Annotated in this window: 14 protein-coding genes and 2 pseudogenes; 11 read left to right on the top strand and 5 right to left on the bottom strand. The window is 70.9% G+C overall.

The genetic code is table 11. The annotated features are described in order from the left end of the window. Window positions 1–55 precede the first annotated feature (55 nt). Genes OG936_RS32940 through OG936_RS32950 form a run of 3 tightly spaced genes read right to left on the bottom strand, consistent with a single transcriptional unit; the run spans window position 56 to window position 3,221 of the window. Window positions 56–1,120, bottom strand: coding sequence for a FecCD family ABC transporter permease (locus OG936_RS32940; RefSeq protein WP_406499578.1), 1,065 nt, complete (start codon window positions 1,118–1,120; stop codon window positions 56–58). Next, entirely contained in the window at window positions 1,117–2,154 is a 1,038-nt protein-coding gene (locus OG936_RS32945) for a FecCD family ABC transporter permease (RefSeq protein WP_406499579.1), read from the bottom strand. The genes OG936_RS32940 and OG936_RS32945 overlap by 4 nt, the downstream gene beginning before the upstream one ends. Window positions 2,155–2,171: 17 nt before the next feature. Then, window positions 2,172–3,221, bottom strand: a complete 1,050-nt coding sequence (locus OG936_RS32950) for an iron-siderophore ABC transporter substrate-binding protein (RefSeq protein WP_406499580.1) — start codon at window positions 3,219–3,221, stop codon at window positions 2,172–2,174. A 341-nt stretch (window positions 3,222–3,562) separates the two neighbouring features. Between OG936_RS32950 and OG936_RS32955 the strand changes: the two are divergent. Continuing rightward, window positions 3,563–3,913, top strand: a pseudogene (locus OG936_RS32955) (chitinase); the annotation flags it as partial. A 94-nt stretch (window positions 3,914–4,007) separates the two neighbouring features. Here the strand turns inward: OG936_RS32955 and OG936_RS32960 are convergent. Continuing rightward, window positions 4,008–5,375 carry an FAD-dependent oxidoreductase gene (locus OG936_RS32960; RefSeq protein ID WP_406499581.1) on the bottom strand — a complete coding sequence of 456 codons (1,368 nt, stop codon included), beginning with the start codon at window positions 5,373–5,375 and terminating at the stop codon, window positions 4,008–4,010. 252 nt (window positions 5,376–5,627) lie between these two features. Here OG936_RS32960 and OG936_RS32965 point away from each other — a divergent pair, with 252 nt between their 5' ends. The 10 genes and pseudogenes from OG936_RS32965 (at window position 5,628) to OG936_RS33010 (ending at window position 15,978) form a co-directional block, all read left to right on the top strand. After that, window positions 5,628–7,694, top strand: a complete 2,067-nt coding sequence (locus OG936_RS32965; protein WP_406499582.1) for a SpoIIE family protein phosphatase — start codon at window positions 5,628–5,630, stop codon at window positions 7,692–7,694. Between the two features lie 230 nt (window positions 7,695–7,924). Next, window positions 7,925–9,316 carry a wax ester/triacylglycerol synthase family O-acyltransferase gene (locus OG936_RS32970; protein ID WP_406499583.1) on the top strand — a complete coding sequence of 464 codons (1,392 nt, stop codon included), beginning with the start codon at window positions 7,925–7,927 and terminating at the stop codon, window positions 9,314–9,316. 145 nt (window positions 9,317–9,461) lie between these two features. Then, window positions 9,462–10,451 carry an aldo/keto reductase gene (locus OG936_RS32975; protein ID WP_406500704.1) on the top strand — a complete coding sequence of 330 codons (990 nt, stop codon included), beginning with the start codon at window positions 9,462–9,464 and terminating at the stop codon, window positions 10,449–10,451. A gap of 1 nt (window position 10,452) precedes the next feature. Then, a complete protein-coding gene (locus tag OG936_RS32980) occupies window positions 10,453–10,764 on the top strand; it encodes an L-rhamnose mutarotase (RefSeq protein ID WP_266750769.1) in 312 nt (103 codons plus the stop codon). 1 nt (window position 10,765) lies between these two features. Then, window positions 10,766–11,620, top strand: a complete 855-nt coding sequence (locus OG936_RS32985; RefSeq protein ID WP_406499584.1) for an amidohydrolase family protein — start codon at window positions 10,766–10,768, stop codon at window positions 11,618–11,620. Between the two features lie 36 nt (window positions 11,621–11,656). Further along, window positions 11,657–11,883, top strand: a pseudogene (locus OG936_RS32990) (DNA-formamidopyrimidine glycosylase family protein); the annotation flags it as partial. 50 nt (window positions 11,884–11,933) lie between these two features. After that, a complete protein-coding gene (locus OG936_RS32995) occupies window positions 11,934–12,686 on the top strand; it encodes a LytR/AlgR family response regulator transcription factor (RefSeq protein WP_406500706.1) in 753 nt (250 codons plus the stop codon). 64 nt (window positions 12,687–12,750) lie between these two features. Further along, a complete protein-coding gene (locus OG936_RS33000) occupies window positions 12,751–13,113 on the top strand; it encodes a hypothetical protein (RefSeq protein ID WP_383754779.1) in 363 nt (120 codons plus the stop codon). Continuing rightward, entirely contained in the window at window positions 13,110–14,573 is a 1,464-nt protein-coding gene (locus tag OG936_RS33005; protein WP_383754782.1) for a cation acetate symporter, read from the top strand. Before OG936_RS33000 ends, OG936_RS33005 begins: the two co-directional genes overlap by 4 nt. 214 nt (window positions 14,574–14,787) lie before the next feature. Continuing rightward, window positions 14,788–15,978, top strand: coding sequence for a sensor histidine kinase (locus OG936_RS33010; RefSeq protein WP_406499585.1), 1,191 nt, complete (start codon window positions 14,788–14,790; stop codon window positions 15,976–15,978). 19 nt (window positions 15,979–15,997) lie between these two features. Here OG936_RS33010 and OG936_RS33015 read toward each other — a convergent pair whose 3' ends face one another. Continuing rightward, window positions 15,998–16,516: a hypothetical protein gene (locus tag OG936_RS33015; protein WP_406499586.1), complete on the bottom strand. Its 519-nt coding sequence runs from the start codon at window positions 16,514–16,516 to the stop codon at window positions 15,998–16,000. Window positions 16,517–16,624: the final 108 nt, after the last annotated feature.

The raw sequence follows: 16,624 nt of genomic DNA on the forward strand, positions 1-16,624 counted from the left end.
GTGGAGTCGTGACCCGTTCAGCTGCTTCAGCGGCGGGTGGCAGCCCCGCAGGGACTCACAGGACTCCCCGGCGCCACTCCCGTATCAGCAGCCAGCCGAGGTACGCGCCTCCGATGGCCATCGTGTAGATGCCGACGGGCAGGTTGTCGAAAAGCGGCAGTTGCTGGGCGCAGAGATCCGCGAGTACCAGCAGCAGTGCGCCGGTCAGTGTGGACAGCAGCAGGTGCGGGCCGGAGACCCGGGTGATCCGCTTGGCGATCTGCGGGGCTGTCAGCGAGATGAACGCGATGGGCCCGGCGACACCGACGGCGCCCGCCGAGAGGACGATCGCGAGCACGACGGCGATCGTCTTCGTGCCGCGGGGGCCGGAACCGAGCGCGCCCGCGATGTCGTCGCCCATCTCCCCGATGCCCAGCCGCCGGGCGATCAGCGCGGTGAGCGGGGCGACGACCAGCAGCACCAGCCAGATCGTGCCGGCGTCGTCCCAGGACCGCGCCGACAGGCTGCCGTTGACGTAGGCGCTGAGAACGGCGGCCCGGTCCCGCTCCATGGCGTAGACGACGTACTGGGTGACCGCCGCGCCGATCGCGGAGACCCCGATCCCGGCGATGACGAGCCGGGCCGGGTTACGGAATCCGGTACCGGTGGACACATGGACCAGCACCATGGCGAGGAGGGCCCCGAGCAGCGCGCCGAGCCCCACCGGCACCGTGTCCGGGAACATCAGGGCGACGATCGCGGCGCCCGCCCCCGCGCCGGCCCCCAGCCCGATCACATCGGGGCTGCCGAGCGGATTGCGGGTGACGGACTGGAACAGCGCCCCGGACAGGCCGAGGGCCCCGCCGGTGCCCACGGCGACCGTAAGCCGCGGGCCGCGCAGCCGTTCCAGCACGAACGCGTCCCTGCCCTCGGCCCCGCCGGTCACCGCTCGGGCGAGATCGGCGAGCGGAATGCCCAGCCGGCCGAGCGACAGCGTGGCGAGCGCGGCGATCACCAGCAGCACGACCAGGACGAGCGCCGTCAGCACCGACACCCGCCGCACCGGCACCGCCACACTCCGGCCGATCGTCAGGAACCCTCTGGGTGACGCCGTGCGGAATCCGGCCTGATGCGAAGTCATGCGGTGCCCCTCATCCTGCGTACGGCGATGAGCAGTGCGGGCGCCCCGATGAACGCGGTCACGACACCGACCATCAGTTCCTGCGGGCGCATGACCACCCGGCCCACCACGTCCGCGAGGAGCAGCAGCGCGGGACCGGCCGACGCCGAGAAAAGGATCTGCATACGGAAGTCGACACCGACCAGGGCGCGCACCACATGCGGAACGGCCAGCCCGACGAAGGCGATCGGGCCGACGGCCGCCGTCGCCGCGGCGCTCAGCAGCGTGGCCGAGAGCAGCCCGCCCGCCCGCACCAGGGCCGGATTCGCCCCGAGGGACGCCGCGGTCGAGTCACCGAGTGCGAGCGTGTTGAGGCCCGGCCCCAGCAGGGCCGCGATCAACAGACCGGCCACCGCGAACGGCAGGACCGACCAGAAGGCGTCGAAGTCCCGGCCGCCGAGCGCGCCGACGACCCAGTACCGGTAGCTGTCGAAGACCTTGGGCCGGCTCAACGTCACCGCCTGGATGAACGCCATCAGTACGGCGGAGAGCACCGCACCGGCGAGCACGAGCCGCACCGGACCGCCGCCCGGCCCCGCCGATCCGATCGCATGGACGAGCAGACCGGCGATCAGCGCACCGGGCAGCGCCCACCACATGGTGTCCGTACTGCCCGACGTCCCCAGGAAGGCCGTCGCGGCGACGATGCTCGCACAGGCGCCGGCGTTGATCCCGAGGAGACCGGGATCGGCCAGCGGATTACGGGTCACGCCCTGCATGAGCGTGCCCGCGACGGCCAGGCAGAGACCGGCGAGCACACCGAGCGCGGTCCGCGGGTAGCGGCTCTCGACGATGGCGGTGACATTCGGATCTGCGGTGCCGGACAGAACGTGCAGCACATCGTCGAACGACGTGGTCCGGCTGCCGAACGTGACACTCGCGAACACGGCGAGCACGAGGACGACGCCTGCGATGACGACGGAATACACCCGCCGAGCGGTGCCGGTCCCCGGGGTTCCGGCACCGCTCGGCGGTGCGTGTGTGGTGGTGGTCATGTGCGGGATGGTCCGCCTCAGCCCTGGTCGGCGGCCTTGACGGCCTTGTCGATCAACGGCAGGTAACGGTCGATCACCCACGGCACGGTGAGCGGGTTGATGATTGAGGAGGCTGTGACGAAGGAGTTGTCCTTGCTCGCGACCACGGCGCCGCTCCTGACCGCCGGAATCGCCGCGTACAGCGGCTGCGCCTCGATCTCCTTGCGGGACTTGTCGTCGGTGTAGAACGTGAAGACGAGGTCGCTGTCCTTCAGCTTCTCGGCGTTCTCCAGCCCGATCAGCGCCGAGTCGGTGCCCTTCGTCTCCTTGAAGGTGTTCACCACCGGGTCGACGGTGAGACCGAGCGAGGAGACCATCTTGACGCGCTGCTCGTTCGGCTTGAACACACCGAGGGTGCCGGGGCCGGTGTTGTAGATGTACGAGAACGTGTGCTTCTTGTAGTTGGGCCGGGTCGCCGCCGCGTCGGACAGCTGCTTCTCGGTCTTCGAGATGAGGGTCTTCGCCTGGTCCGGCTGTCCCAGCGCCTTGGCGATGATGTCTATCTGCTCGTCCCAGTCCGTGCTCCAGGCCAGATCGGGATAGGCGACCGTGGGGGCGATGTCCTTGAGGATGTCGTAATCCTTCTGCGTGATCCCGGACCACGGCGCGAGGATGACATCCGGCTCCAGCTCGGTGATGGTCTCGAAGTCGATGTCCTCACCGCCGGTGAACTGGGTCGGCAGCTTGTCGCCCTTCTTCTCCACCGCTTCGTGGATCCAGGGCAGATAGCCCGACTTGTCGCTTCCCCACTCGTAACTCTCGATGCCCACCGGCGTGTGGCCGAGCGCGATGGCCGTCTCCGCCGAGCCCTGGCCGAGGGTGACGACCCGTTCGGGCTGCTTCTTGATCTCCGCGGTGCCGAGCGCGCTCTTGATGGAGACGGGGAACGCTCCGCCGTTCTTCCCGGATGCGCCGGAGGTCTCCTTTCCGTCGTCGCTCGACGAACAACCACCGAGGACGAGAACGAACGCTGCGGCGGTGGCAGTTGCGGCGAGCGTCCGGCGACGCACGCGGGTGAACCGGGACATGGGTGTTCCTCATGGGTAGGTGGACGGAGCGGGCGAATGCCACGCGGAGTGCGCTGATTTAGGTAAGCCTAAGCTAAGTGGACTTTCGCCCACAACCGGCCTCCGGGTATCGGAGTTCGCCTTCGGTTCGGGTCATTGACGAAGGGTCTGGATCAATCTGGGCTGGGTGCGTCGCGGCGCGCGGAGTCTCGCGGTGTTGGCAAAGATTGTCAGGGTCATGACAGTCCGCTTCGTCCGGAAGGGAACGCAACATGATCGGTAGGACATCACGCCTGCCGGGGCTCGGCCTCGCGGCGGCTTGTGCCGTGCAGATGCTGGTCGGCGCGACGCCGAGCGTCGCAAACGGCCGCCTGTGGTGGCTCAACATGCGGTACTACAACGGCAGCATGTACGGGTGCGCGGGTGACTCGTACTCCGCCGGCACGGTCGAAGGGTTCACCGCGCAGACGGACTGTCTCGACAAGGGGTTCGTCGTCCAGGACACCACCATCAAGGTCCCCTACGACAAGCAGGTTCGCGGACTTCCGGCCCAACCCGGCGCCGCAGGCGGCTACATGAGCACCGGTCAGGTCTCACAGGCGTGGAACCATTACGGCAACAGCCTCAAGGGCCTGATGACCTGGTCCCTCAACTGGGACGGGTCGAAGGGTTGGACGTTCGGGGACAACGTCGGGTCGCTGCAGGGCTGTTGATTGAAATCGCGGGCCGGGCAGCTCCGCCGAGGCGGACGGAGCTGCCCATCCGGTCGGCCGCCGTCGGCGGCCGACCGGGCCATCGGCGCGTACTTCAGGAGCGGGGCTCGGAAGCGTCCAGCATGGCGTCGTGCTCCACGACCTTGATCCGCTCGCGTTCCTGCTCCGCGCCCAGCGCCCGCTCGTGCGCGTCCAGGCGGTACCAGCCCTCGCGGGTGGTGTACCGGACGCCGCGCTCCTCCAGGAACGCGGTGACGGCCTCGGGCTCGGGCTGTGCCGGGACGGCCAGCCGACCCGTGGCGTGGTCCTCCAGGAGGCAGGCGACCGTCTCGTTGGCGTCGCCCTTGGTGTGGCCGATCAGGCCGATCGGACCGCGCTTGATCCACCCCGTGACGTACACCGAGGGCATGGGCTCCGCACCGTCGACGACGCGCCCAGCGGCGTGCGGGACGGTGCCGGAGGCCACGTCGAACGGGAGCTTCGGGAGCTCCTGCGAGTAGTAGCCGACCGCGCGGTACACGCTCTGCACGTCCCAGTCGCTGAAGCGTCCGGTGCCCTTGACGTTCCCGGTGCCGTCCAGTTCGGTCCGCTCGGTGCGCAGGCCGACGACCCGGCCGTCCTCGCCGAGGATCTCCGCCGGGGACTCGAAGAAGTGCAGAAACAGCTTGTGCGGCCGGTCGCCCACATCGCGGATGGCCCAGTTCTCCAGCGTGGACGCGACCATGTTGGCCTGCTTGTTGCCGCGCCGGGTCTCGATCGAACCCTGGTCGTACTCGATGTCCTCGGGGTTGACGATGACCTCGATGTTCGGCGAGTGGTCCAGCTCCCGCAGCTCCATCGGGCTGAACTTGGCCTGCGCGGGACCACGACGCCCGAAGACATGCACTTCCAGGGCCTTGTTGGCCTTCAGACCCTCGTAGACGTTCGCGGGTATCTCGGTCGGCAGCAGTTCGTCCGCAGTCTTGGCGAGCATGCGCGCCACGTCCAGGGCCACATTGCCCACCCCGAGCACGGCGACCTTCTCCGCCTCCAGGGGCCAGGTGCGCGCCACGTCGGGGTGTCCGTCGTACCAGGAGACGAAGTCGGCCGCACCGTGGGAGCCGTCCAGGCCGCTGCCGGGGATGTCGAGCGCGCGGTCCGCGTCGGCGCCGGTGGAGAAGATCACTGCGTCGTAGAAGGACCGCAGATCGTCCAGGTCGATGTCGGCGGGGTAGTCGACGTTGCCGAACAGCCGCAGCTGCGGCTTGTCGAGCACCTGGTGCAGGGCCTGGACGATGCCCTTGATCCGCGGGTGGTCGGGGGCCACCCCGTAACGGATCAGGCCGAAGGGGGCGGGCATCCGCTCGAACAGGTCGATCGAAACCCCCGGGTCCTGTGCGGCCTCGGATTTCAGCAGTGCGTCCGCAGCGTAGATTCCGGCGGGGCCGGCTCCGACTATGGCGACGCGGACGGGGCGGGTCATGGAGTTGCAGGTCCTTAGAACGGGCTGACGCGGGCGGTGCGGCGGCGAGGCTGGGCCTACCGTGCTCCACGGGACACGGTAACCGTTGCTGACCCGCGCTCTCCGGGCGGGCGGTGCTCCGGGCGCTCCCGAACGGTGTCCTCCGGTGTCCGGTACGGGGCCGGGAACCGCCCCCGAACGCCTGACGCCGGAACGCGCCATCCGTGCGGAGTTCGCTCGAAGATTAGGACAAATGATGACAGAGTGACCCACATGGATGATCGGGTAGTGGCTGCCCTGTCACTCCCGGACGACTGGCCCGCCCACCCGGATCTCAGTCTCGCCCTGAACCGTATGGGCAGCTTCGACTGGGACCTCGACAGTGGCCTCATGCACATGGACCGTGCCGCACTCGACGTGTTCGACCTGCGGGACGAGGAATACGACAACCGGCCGGAGTCGATCGCCCTGCGGGTGCCGCCCGACGAGGGCGTCCGGCTCGACGCGATGGTCGCCCAGGCCCTCAAGGGCGGGCAGCGGAACTACGGCGCGTACTTCAGGATCCTGCGGCGCGACGGCACGCTGCGCTGGACCCACACCCAGGGCTTCATCCAGCGCGACGGGAGCGGCCGTCCCCATCGCATCGTCGGCATCGTCCGCGACGCCACCCAGGAGCTGGCCGACTCGACGGCCCGTCGGGACCTGGACATGGAGCGGCGGCGCCGCACCAGCCTGGTGGAGGGCACCACGGCCGCACTGGCCCATGCCCGGACGGTCCGGGACGTCATCGACGTGCTGAAGAACTCCCAGGGGCTGGCGCATCTCGGCGCGACCAGCCTGGTCGTCGGGCTGATCGAGGCCGGACGCATCCATCTCGTGGCGGACGGCCCGGAGGGCTCGTCCGTCCCCGGTACGCGGTACACCCGGACGGACGAGGGGTACCCGATGAGCGAAGTCGTACGCACCCTCGCGCCCCGCTTCATCGACTCTGCCACGGACTTCGCCACCTCGTACCCGATCCTCTGGCCGCACATCAGTCACCTCGGCATCACATCCGCCGCATATCTGCCGCTGATCGCCCAGGCCCGGCCCATTGGCGCCATAGGGCTGCTCTACAGCGGCAAGGCGGGTTTCACCGGCGACGAACGCAATCTGCTCGTCGCGCTCGGCAGCTCCATCGCCCAGAGCCTGCAGCGGGCCATGCTGTACGAGCAGGAGCACGATCTCGCCGAGGGCCTTCAGCAGGCCATGCTGCCGCGCCGGATCCCCGACGTGCCGGGGGCGCAGGTCGCCGTCCGGTACCGGTCGGCCCGGCTGGGCCGGGACATCGGGGGCGACTGGTACGACGTCATCCCGCTTCCCGGCGGCCGGGTCGGGGCCGTCATCGGGGACGTACAGGGCCATGACACGCATGCCGCGGCGGTCATGGGGCAGCTGCGCATCGTGCTGCGGGCCTACGCGGCCGAGGGACACAGCCCCGCCACGGTGATGGCCCGCGCCTCCGTCTTCCTCCACGAACTGGACACCGACCGCTTCGCGACCTGCACCTACGCCGAGGTCGACCTGACGACCGGGGTGGTGCAGCTGGTCCGGGCCGGTCACGTGGATCCACTGCTGCGCGACGTCGACGGCAACTGCCACAGGCTGGTCGCGGAGGGCGGGCTGCCGCTGGGGCTCTCCGCCGAGTTCGGACGGCTCGAATATCCGGTCGGCACGGTCGAGCTGGACCCCGGTCAGACGCTTCTGCTGTTCACCGACGGGCTGGTGGAGAGGCCGGGCGCCGATCTCGACGAGGGCATCCAGCTGCTGACGGCCATGGTGCGCAATGGCCCGCAGGACCTGCAGGAGCTGGCCGACCGGCTCTGCGAAGAGGTCGACGAGCGCGGCGGCGAGGACGATGTGGCGGTCCTGCTGCTGGGCCGAAAGGTCGCTCACACGCCCCAGCCGGGCGGCAGGCTCCAGCAGCATGTCGCCCAGGGCGACCCGGAGGCGCTGAGCTCCGCGCGGCACATGATCCGGGCGGCGGTACGGGCCTGGGGTGCCAAGACGCGGGCCGACGAGGTCGAGCTGGCGGCCGACGAGCTGATCACCAATGCGCTGATGCACACCGACGGCGGGGCGATCGTCACGATCCGGGTGCTCACCGGGACCGAGCGGCGCCTGCGGGTCGATGTCGAGGACCGTTCCAGCGCGCTGCCCCGACGCCGGGACGCGGGAGAGACCGGGGTCTCCGGACGCGGGCTGATGCTGGTGGACCGGCTGGCGGACCTCTGGGGTGTGGAGTCGCGGGGCGTCGGCAAGTGCGTGTGGTCTGAATTCGTCATTCCGGAAGACGGATGAGACGGATGAGACGGATAAGGCCGTCGGTCCGGTCGGTCCGGTCGGTCCGGATGGCGCGGATGACGGACATGGCGAAGCACCGGCCCGAGGGGACACCGTGTACGGACCCGACAGGCGCTGAGCACTACCCGACAGTAACAGAACGTAACATGTCTATGCTTGACCGTAACCGACCGCAAGCGATTGACTGCCCTTCCGTCAGTCCTGTCTTTCGATGACATGAGGATCCGTTGGGCACTGAGCTGCTGGCACCCCTCGACCTGGCCTTCTGGCACCTCGAATCCGATGCCCACCCCATGCACCTCGGCGCGCTCGCCGTCTTCTCACCGGCCCCCGACCCGGCGCACGGCGTGAGCACCGAGACCGTGCTGGAACTGCTGGGCACCCGCGCCGCCGCGATTCCACGGCTGCGGATGCGGGTCAGGGACGTACTGCTGCCGGTCGGCGGCGCGGCCTGGTTCGTGGACAAGGACTTCGACGTTCGGCGGCATATCGCGCGGGTGCGGCTGACCGAGGCGGAGTCGCGCGACGGGGACGACGGATTCATGGCGGGCGCCACCCGGTTGGCGGGCGAACTGATGGAACGGCCGCTCGAACGGGGCCTGCCCCCCTGGCAGATGTACGTGATCGGCGGCGCCGACGACGGCCCCTTCGCCGTGCTCGTCAAGCTCCACCACGCGCTCGCCGACGGAATGCGCGCGGTCGCCATCGGCGCCGGGATCTTCGACGAGATCGCCTCGGCCGCCGGTCGCGCCCGCAGCGGCGTCCCCACCCGCCGCGCGCGCGCGGTCCCGCCCCGCTCCTGGATGCCGGGCCCGCGCCAGGTCGCCGGCCTCGCGCTGGGCCGGATCGAGGACCTCGGCCGGGCCTTCGGAGTCGGTGCCTCCATGGTGCGGGCCAGCCGCCTCGATCTGCGCGGCGCGCCCGCACTCACCGCGAGCTCCAGTGGCACCCGGCGGCTCGCCACCGCCGACCTGGACCTCGACGCGGTCCAGCGGATCCGCCGCGCCGCCGGAGGCACGACCAACGATGTCCTCCTCGCGGTCGTCGCCGGGGCCCTGCGTCGCTGGATGCTGGAGCGCGGAGAGGCGCTGCCGGCCGAGGACCCGCGCGCCCTGGTGCCGGTCTCCCGCCGCAGACCGGGCCAGGCCGCCGCGTCCGGGAACAAGCTCTCCGCCTATCTCCTCGGACTCCCCGTCCGTGAACCCGACCCCTGGAAGCGGCTCCGTACCGTCCGCACCGCCATGGACCGCAACAAGTCCGCGGGGCCCTTCCGCGGTGCCGGCGCGGTCGCCGTGCTCGCCGACCAACTGCCCTCGCTGGCCCACCGCTTCGGCGCGCCCATCGCGGGGAGCGCGGCCAGGATGCTCTTCGATGTCCTGGTCACCAGCGTGCCCCTGCCGCGCTCGGCGCTCTCGCTCGGCGGCTGCCCGCTGCGCGCCGTCTACCCGATGGCGCCGCTGGCCCGCGGCCAGTCCCTGGCCATCGCCCTGTCCACGTACGGCGGCCGGGTGCGGGTGGGGCTGGTGGCCGACGGCAAGGCGCTGCCCGATCTGGAGCGGCTGGCGAGCTGCGCCCACGACGAGGTGGCGCACCTGCTCGACCTGCTGCCGACCGGCTGAATCGTCCGCACTGGATCAGTCATAGATCGGACAGATCTCTGGAAAAGTGCCGCAGATCGTGGTGCCCGAAGTGTTGACGCGCCCAAGTGGTCCGATGAATATTCGCTATATGCAGGAAGCGATCACCGGGGAGGGCGACGGAAGCATGCGGCGCAACAGGCTGGGCAACAGCACGGTCGAGGTCACTGAACTGTCCTTCGGAGCCGCCGCCATCGGCAATCTCTTCAGCGCCGTCGACCCCGCGCAGGCGACGGCCGCCGTGGACGCCGCATGGGGCGAGGGCATCCGCTACTTCGACACCGCGCCGCACTACGGACTCGGCCTCTCCGAACGACGGCTCGGCGAGGCCCTGCGCGGCAGACCCCGCGACTCCTACGCGCTGTCCACCAAGGTGGGGCGGGTGCTCGACCCGCTGCCCGCCGGCACCGCCTCCGAGTACATGTCCGACGGGCTGTCCGAGGGCTTCGCCGTGCCCGCCACGCACCGCCGCCGCTGGGACTTCAGCGCCGACGGCGTGCGCCGCAGCATCGAGGACAGCCTGGAACGGCTCGGACTCGACCGCGTCGACATCGCCTATCTGCACGACCCGGACGACCACGCGGAGGCCGCGTTCCACGCCGCCTACCCGGCGCTGGAGAAGCTGCGCGCACAGGGCGTCGTCGGAGCCATCGGCGCCGGGATGAACCAGACCGCCATGCTCACCCGCTTCCTGCGCGACACCGACGTCGACGTCGTGCTCTGCGCGGGCCGGTACACCCTCCTCGACCAGTCCGCCCTCACGGAACTGCTGCCCGAGGCCGCCGCCCGCGGCCGCAGCGTCGTCGTCGGCGGGGTCTTCAACTCCGGGCTGCTGGCCGACCCGCGCCCCGGTGCCACGTACGACTACGCGGCCGCGCCCCTGACCCTCCTGGACCGGGCCCTGCGGATCAAGGCCGTCACCGAGGGCCACGGCGTCCCGCTGCGGGCCGCCGCACTCCACTACCCGCTCGCGCACCCGGCCGTCGCCGGAGTGCTCGTCGGCACCCGCTCCCCGGACGAGGTGCGTGACGCCGCCGTTCTGCTCCGCCGCGAGATCCCGGACGGACTCTGGGACGACCTGCGCGCCGAGGGCCTGCTCACCGAGGACGGACACTGACATGAGAATCGCCCTGCACACCAAGGTCCGCGCCGACCGCATCGAGGAGTACGAGGCCGCGCACCGCGAAGTCCCCGCGGAGCTCACCACCGCGATCCGCGCGGCGGGCGCCACCTCCTGGACGATATGGCGCAGCGGCACCGACCTCTTCCACGTCATCGACTGCGAGGACTACGCCGCACTCCTCGCCGAACTGGAGAAACTCCCGGTCAACGTCGCCTGGCAGGCCAGGATGGCCGAGCTGCTCGACGTCGCGCACGACTACTCCTCGGACGGTGCCGAAGCCGGTCTCCCGGTCGCCTGGGAGCTGTGACATGAGCGGTCAGGAACGGATCGTCGACGCCCACCACCATGTGTGGGACCTGTCGGTACGCGACCAGGACTGGATCACCGGCGACGAACTCGCCCCGCTCCGGCGCACCTTCACCCTCGCCGACCTGGAGCCCGAAGCACGCTCCGCCGGGGTGTACGCCACCGTCCTCGTCCAGACCGTCACCGTCCCCGCGGAAACCCCCGAGTTCCTGGCCCTCGCCCATGAGAACGACCTCGTCGCGGGCGTCGTCGGCTGGTGCGACCTCACCGCCCCGGACATCGCCGACACCCTGGCCGCGCTGCGCGAACTCCCCGGCGGCGACCGGCTCGTCGGCATCCGCCACCAGGTCCAGGGCGAACCCGACCCCGAGTGGCTGCTGCGCCCCGACGTCCGGCGCGGACTCACCGCCGTCGCCGACGCGGGACTCGTCTACGACCTCGTCGTCCAGGCCCGCCAACTGCCCGCCACCGTCCGGGCCGCCGCCCTGCTCCCCGGGCTGACCTTCGTACTCGACCACGCCGGCAAACCGCCCGTCGCCACCGGTGGACTGCACCCCTGGGCCGACGACCTCCGGGCCCTCGCCGCCCGCCCCAACACCGTGTGCAAACTCTCCGGCCTGGTCACCGAGGCCGATGTGCACTCCTGGACCGTGAGTGATCTGCGCCCGTACGCCGACACCGTCCTCGACGCCTTCGGGCCCGACCGGCTGATGTTCGGCTCGGACTGGCCGGTGTGCCGGCTCGCCGCCACGTACCCGGAGGTCGTCGACACGGCACGCACCCTGACCGACGCCCTCACCGAGGACGAGCGCCACCGCGTCCTCGCCACCACGGCCGAGCGTGTGTACGGCCTCTGACGGGCGACCGGCCGACGCTTTTGGCAGTCTCGAACCATGCCCGAACTGCCGGAAGCCGCAGCCCCGCGGGTCTTCCTCGACGACCACCTCGTCGGCAGGGAGACCGACCGCGTCCTGCCGCTCGCCGTCAGCGTCCTCAAGACGTACGACCCGGCCCGCACCGCGCTGCACGGCACCACGGTCACGGCCATCGCCCGGCACGGCAAGTTCCTGGACATCGCCGCCGGCCCGCTCCCACCTGATCACCCGAGCCCGGTCCGGTGGGTGTCCCGCACTCCGGCCCGGTACCCCGCGCACGTTCTACACTCCGCCCATGCTGCGCGTACTCGCCGTCGACGACGAAGAACCCGCCCTGGAGGAACTCCTCTACCTCCTGCGCGCCGATCCCCGCATCCGCAGCGCCGAGGGCGCCACCGGGGCCACCGAGGCACTGCGCCGCATCGGCGGCGCCGTCGAGGTGGGCCCCGACGACCCGTCCGCCATCGATGTCGTCTTCCTCGACATCCACATGGCGGGCCTCACCGGCCTCGACGTCGCCCAGCTGCTGGCCGGGTTCGCCGCACCCCCGCTCATCGTCTTCGTCACCGCGCACGAGGGATTCGCCGTCCACGCCTTCGATCTGAAAGCCGTGGACTACGTCCTCAAGCCGGTCCGCCGCGAACGCCTCGCCGAAGCGGTCCGCCGCGTGGCCGAACAGGTCGGCGACCGCTCCGCACCCGTGCTCGACACCGCGGGCGACCAGATACCGGTGGAGCTCGGCGGAGTGACCCGGTTCATCCCGATCGACGACATCACCTACGCCGAGGCCCAAGGTGACTACGCCCGGCTGCACACCGCCACCGGCAGCCACCTCGTCCGCGTCCCCCTCACCACCCTGGAGGAACGCTGGCGCACCCGCGGCTTCGTACGCATCCACCGGCGCCATCTCGTCGCGCTGGGCCGGATCGACGAACTCCGCCTCGACGCGGGCAGCATGAGCGTGCGCGTCGGCACCGCCGAGCTCGCCGTGAGCCGTCGCCACGCCCGCGCGCTGCGCGATCTGCTGATGCGCCGGACCGGCCGCTGACCAGGGGCTACCCGGACCCGAACCCCTTCCCACGAGGGTCCCGTGCTGCGTACACTCCGGGCCCATGTCCGCAGAGCCAACACCCCGGCGCGAAGTGGTGACGGGGGAGCCCCGGCGGGTGCGCCCGCTGCCGCGATACCGCACCCAGTCGGAGATCGACGAGCAGACCGCACTGGGCGGCGCGTACGTCCGTTCGCTGATGCGCGGCCAGTTGCGCGCCGGACTCTCCGTCTTCATCGTCCTCGCGGTGGTCGTCGGCACACTGCCGCTGGTCTTCGAGGCCCTGCACAGCGCCGCGCTCGTCTGGGCGGTCCTCGGGTTCGCCGCCTATCCGCCCCTGACCCTGACCGCCTGGTGGTATGTGCGAAGAGCCGAGCGCAACGAACGCGACTTCGCCCGGCTCGTCGAAGGCCGCCCCGCACCGTGAGCCGCGCGTACGCGGTCGCGGCCGTCGGTACCGTCGTGGTCGCGACCGTCCTCGTCGGCGGCTTCGGGCTGCGCATCTCCCGTACCACCTCCGACTTCTACGTCGCCTCGCGCACCGTACGGCCGCGCCTCAACGCCGCGGCGATCAGCGGCGAATACCTCTCCGCGGCCTCGTTCCTCGGCATCGCGGGTCTGGTCCTCGTGCACGGCCCGGACATGCTCTGGTACCCGGTCGGCTACACCGCGGGCTATCTGGTGCTGCTGGTCTTCGTCGCCGCACCACTGCGCCGCTCGGGGGCGTACACCCTGCCCGACTTCGCCGAGGGACGGCTGGAATCACGGCAGGTGCGCAGGCTGGTGAGCGTCTTCGTCGTCGCGGCGGGCTGGCTCTACCTCGTACCGCAGCTTCAGGGCGCGGGACTGACGCTCAAGATCCTGACCGGGGCACCCGGCTGGCTCGGCGACGTGCTCGTGGCGTCCGTCGTCGTCATCGCCGTCGCCGCGGGCGGCATGCGGTCCATCACCTTCGTACAGGTCTTCCAGTACTGGCTGAAACTGACCGCACTCCTCGTCCCCGCGATCTTCCTGGTGCTCGCCTGGCAGGGCGACGGGCGGCCCCGCGTCCACTTCGACGAACAGCTCTCCGTCTTCCGCGCCGACCATCCGCTGTACGCCACCTACGGACTCATCGTCGCGACATTCCTCGGCACCATGGGCCTGCCCCATGTCGTCGTCCGCTTCTACACCAGCCCCAACGGCCGCGACGCCCGCCGCACGACGGTCGCCGTCCTCGCCCTCATCGGCGTGTTCTACCTGCTGCCGCCGGTCTACGGCGCACTGGGCAGGCTGTACGCCCCGGAGCTGATCCACGGCGGGGACGCGGACGCCGCCGTACTGCTGCTGCCCGGCCGGGTCATCGACGGGCTCGGCGGGGACCTGCTCGGCGCACTCATCGCGGGCGGCGCCTTCGCCGCGTTCCTGTCGACCGCCTCCGGCCTCACGATGGCCGTCGCGGGCGTCATCACCCAGGACGTCCTCCCGTCGCGCGGGGTACGGCACTTCCGGCTCGCCACCGTCCTCGCCATGTGCGTACCGCTGGCCGGTTCGCTGCTGGTCAGCCGGGTCCCGGTGGCCGACTCGGTGGGGATGGCGTTCGCCGTCTCCGCGTCCTCCTTCTGCCCACTGCTGGTCCTCGGCATCTGGTGGCGGCGGCTCACCCCGCCCGGCGCGATCGCCGGACTGCTGCTCGGCGGCGGCTCCGCGTTCCTTTCCGTCGCCATCACCGTCAGCGGAGCCGTACGCCCGCCCGGCTGGCCGCACGCCCTGCTCGCCTGGCCCGCCGTCTGGTCGGTGCCGGTCGGCTTCCTCGCCATGGTCCTGGTGTCCCTCGCCACGCCCGGCCGGATACCCCCCGGCACCAACGCCGCCATGACCCGCTTCCACCTGCCGGAAGCGCTGTGAGGGCCCGGCAACGGGCTTCGCGGTGTCGCGGGGCTGGGGCACGCACCGCGCGGCGTTGTCGTCGATCACCAACGCTCCTTCCCCGAGCTCTCGGCTGCGCTCGAGCAGGGGAGACCCCATCTGATTCAATCCGCCTTGCGAGGCACGCACCCCAACCCCGCTCCTTCACCCGCGCTGCCCACTGCCGGACCCTCATGACCTCGGGGAGACACCGATGACCGGGACCGGATACGCCGCAGTCGTCCTGCTCGTCCTCCTGCTGCTCGGCGCGGGCTTCCTGCTCGGCCGCCGCACCGCCCGCCCCGTCCGCACCAGCGACGTCGGAACCCCCGTCGAGCACGCCACCTTCGAGACCCTGCACACCGCCTCGCTCGCCGCGCCCCCGCTGCGCGCCGGACTCACCGAGGAGAGCGCCCGCAAATCCGCCCGCGGACTCCGCTCCCTGCTCGGCACCGACGCCCTCTGCCTCACCGACCGCGACCGGGTGCTCGTCTGGGACGGCGCGGGCGAACACCACGGCCGGCACGTCATGGACCAGGTGCGGGGCCTCCTCGCCAGCGGCCGCGACACCGCCTTCGCCAGCGACTGCGACGACCTCGACTGCCCGCTGCGCTGGGCCGTGGCCGTGCCGCTCACCGTCGACCACCGGGTCCTCGGCACCCTCATCGCCTACGCCCCACGCGAATCCGCGGTGCTCGCGCGCGCGGCCGGAGAAGTGGCCCGCTGGGTCTGCGTACAGCTGGAACTCGCCGAACTCGACCGCTCCCGCACCCAGCTCATCGAGGCCGAGATCAGGGCGCTGCGGGCCCAGATCTCCCCGCACTTCATCTTCAACTCACTCGCCGCCATCGCCTCGTTCGTCCGCACCGACCCCGAGCAGGCCCGCGAACTCCTCCTGGAATTCGCCGATTTCACCCGCTACTCGTTCCGCAGCCACGGCGACTTCACCACCCTCGCAGATGAACTCCACTCCATCGACCAGTACCTGGCACTGGTACGTGCCCGCTTCGGCGAACGGCTCGCCGTCACCCTCCAGGTCGCCCCTGAAGTGCTGCCCGTCGCCCTGCCGTTCCTCTGCCTCCAGCCGCTCGTCGAGAACGCCGTCAAACACGGCCTCGAAGGAGCCGTCACCAGCAGCCGCATCACCATCAGCGCACTCGACGCCGGCTCCGAGGCCGAGGTCGTCATCGAGGACGACGGCACCGGAATGGACCCGGAACGACTGCGGCACATCCTGCGCGGCGAGGGCGGCAAATCCACCGGAATCGGCCTGCTGAACGTCGACGAACGGCTGCGCCAGGTGTACGGGGACGACTACGGGCTCGTCATCGAGACCGGCATCGGCGCCGGGATGAAGATCACGGTACGGCTGCCCAAGTACCGTGCGGGGGTGCACGGTTCCTGACCGGCGGTCGCGGCGTGGATCAGCGGAGGTGGACCGCCAGATGCCCCAGCGGCAGCCCCAGCTGCCAGGCCGGCGTCCACACCTGGGCCGCCTCCTCCGCGTCCGCCCCGTCGCCCGCCGGCTCCGGGGGCGGCGGGCCGAGGGCGTCGAGATCGGCCGCGAGCAGTTCGGTCTCCTCCAGCCACCGCCAGGCGGCACGGGCCAGCGCCAGATCGGGATCCGCGGCGCCGGGCACGGGCTCCGGCACCGCGTCCGGTGCGTGGAGGCGGTCACGGACCCAGCCCGCCCAGGCCGCCCCGTACGCCGTCAACAGCCGCAGTTCGTCCAGCCGGGCAGCGTGCAGCGCGGCGTCCGCCCCGTCGTCGGAGAGGAAGATGGTGAGCGCGAGCGCGTCGCGGCCCGCGCGGTACTCCAGCGTGGACGGCTCCATCAGATCGCCGGTCCGCAGCAGCTCGTCGGCGATGTACTCGGCGTACATCCAGACCATCGGGACCAGCAGCCCGCCCCCACTCGTTCCATCCTGACGTTCCGGGTGCATCCCGACTCGCCTCTTTCCCTTTTCGGCACCGGGCTTCACGGAGCATTGAACCGGGGGAGCGCGCCCCGCGTGGCCAGAAGGACAGGATCCGTCCCGACCGGATCAGTC

Source organism: Streptomyces sp. NBC_00846, from assembly GCF_045207325.1.
Classification (GTDB): Bacteria; Actinomycetota; Actinomycetes; order Streptomycetales; family Streptomycetaceae; genus Streptomyces.